Origin of the sequence: Ancylomarina salipaludis (assembly GCF_004122035.1) — a bacterium.
In the GTDB taxonomy this organism is placed as follows: Bacteria; Bacteroidota; Bacteroidia; order Bacteroidales; family Marinifilaceae; genus Ancylomarina; species Ancylomarina salipaludis.
This window is the reverse complement of the sequence record NZ_SAXA01000037.1, coordinates 1-1,460: the sequence shown is the minus strand read 5'-3', so window position 1 is coordinate 1,460 and position 1,460 is coordinate 1. Positions and strand designations below refer to the sequence as shown.

Here is a 1,460-nt window from a genome sequence, read left to right as displayed (position 1 = left end):
TCGCATTCGAATGAAAACTGCAATTCATTTTGTCCACGCAGATTTATGCTTATTAAGCAAACGAGAAATATTATAATCAATCTGTTTATCATCTTTGGTACGTCGTTTTTTCACTGACCGCTAACGGATGGCGCTATGTAACGTAGGCGCCTTAGTTGATTTATGTTTCAAATTTTAGAAAAAGGCAAGGTAGCTATTTTAGGATTACATTTAACTATAACTATTCTAAAATGGCTACCTTGCCGTGGCTCATTAAAAGCAGAAAACCCTCGAAAAACCGCTACCCGCCTATGGTATATAGCGTATGTTACCTGCTGGCATTTTTTCTTAAATCAGTTTCAAATTCATTTCTTAAGCTTTCAATTTTCTCTTTTGTTGTAGCTGTCATGCTGCTAGCATAAAGCGTTGGATACATTGTCCCACCTTCAACGACAGAAGCATCTAACTCTGCTTTTGACTCTCTATATATTTCCCAATTTTCTATGGTTGTGTTAAATAACTCAACATTCAAATCAGAATTTCCATTTTTTAATTCTTTTATCGTTGAAATTAACACTGACAATTCATTTTCAAATTTCTCAAATTCATTTGATGCATGAATATTCATTTCAGCCTGGGTTTCTGGTGCATCTGGATATAATAGATTCCAAATAAAATCATTTGTATGGTTTAGAAAGATCTTTGAATTGTTGAAACATCTTAATATTTCATCCTTGTCAACTGTCAGGTTTGTTGCAAACTCATGGCAAAAAATATGTCTTAGCTCAAAGGTTCTTTTTATATCAGAAATTATTTGGTTACTATTATCAGCAAATTGTTGAAAATTGAGATTAACGTGATCAAAAATACTTTCTCGCTTAAATTTTTTGATTGCGTCTGTAAAATCAATGTTTGCTATAGTTGAAAGATTTTTATTTATATCCTCATAATTATTACAAGGAAGTATGTGAGATATAAATTCGCCAATTGTAACAGTCTTTGTTTGAATAGCATTAATGATTTCAAAATCAAATTTTATATTTTTAGATTGATTAAACTTGATCGCATTATCACTAAATGGCTTTCCAAAATCAATTAATTCTTTGTACACCGAACGGAAAAATGCTTCAAAACAGGCAACCGTTGCAATTGGAATATACTTTACAAGTTCCGTGTCAAAATCACCATTGTAATTTAAGCTCTCTTTAAAAGCATATTCAATACTATTAAGACGAATGTTATAGTCGTGTCTTGAGTTAAACTCCGAGCGAGTTTTTATTTCGTTTATTTCATTGATTAAATTTCGCTTCATTAAATGTTCTATTTTTTCTTGGTGGTTGTTATTGCTTGCAGGTAACGGTATTGCTAAATTTTGTTGGGGATTAAAACCACTTTTCTATCTCTCATTTCTAGTTTCCTAAGAGATAGAAAGCATCTTATAAGCTACTTTAACCCCAATTGAATTTAGCTTTTGTTATGTA

The 1,460-nt window shown here is 31.4% G+C and carries 1 protein-coding gene; it reads right to left on the bottom strand.

Annotated elements, in window-relative coordinates; genetic code table 11:
- Positions 1–307 precede the first annotated feature (307 nt).
- Positions 308–1,291, bottom strand: a complete 984-nt coding sequence (locus EO244_RS16745) for a lysozyme inhibitor LprI family protein (protein WP_129255833.1) — start codon at positions 1,289–1,291, stop codon at positions 308–310.
- Positions 1,292–1,460 lie beyond the last annotated feature (169 nt).

Coding starts and splice junctions, on each gene's coding strand:
- EO244_RS16745 (WP_129255833.1), bottom strand. CDS start 1,291: ATGAAGCGAAATTTAATCAATGAAATAAACGAAATAAAAACTCGCTCG.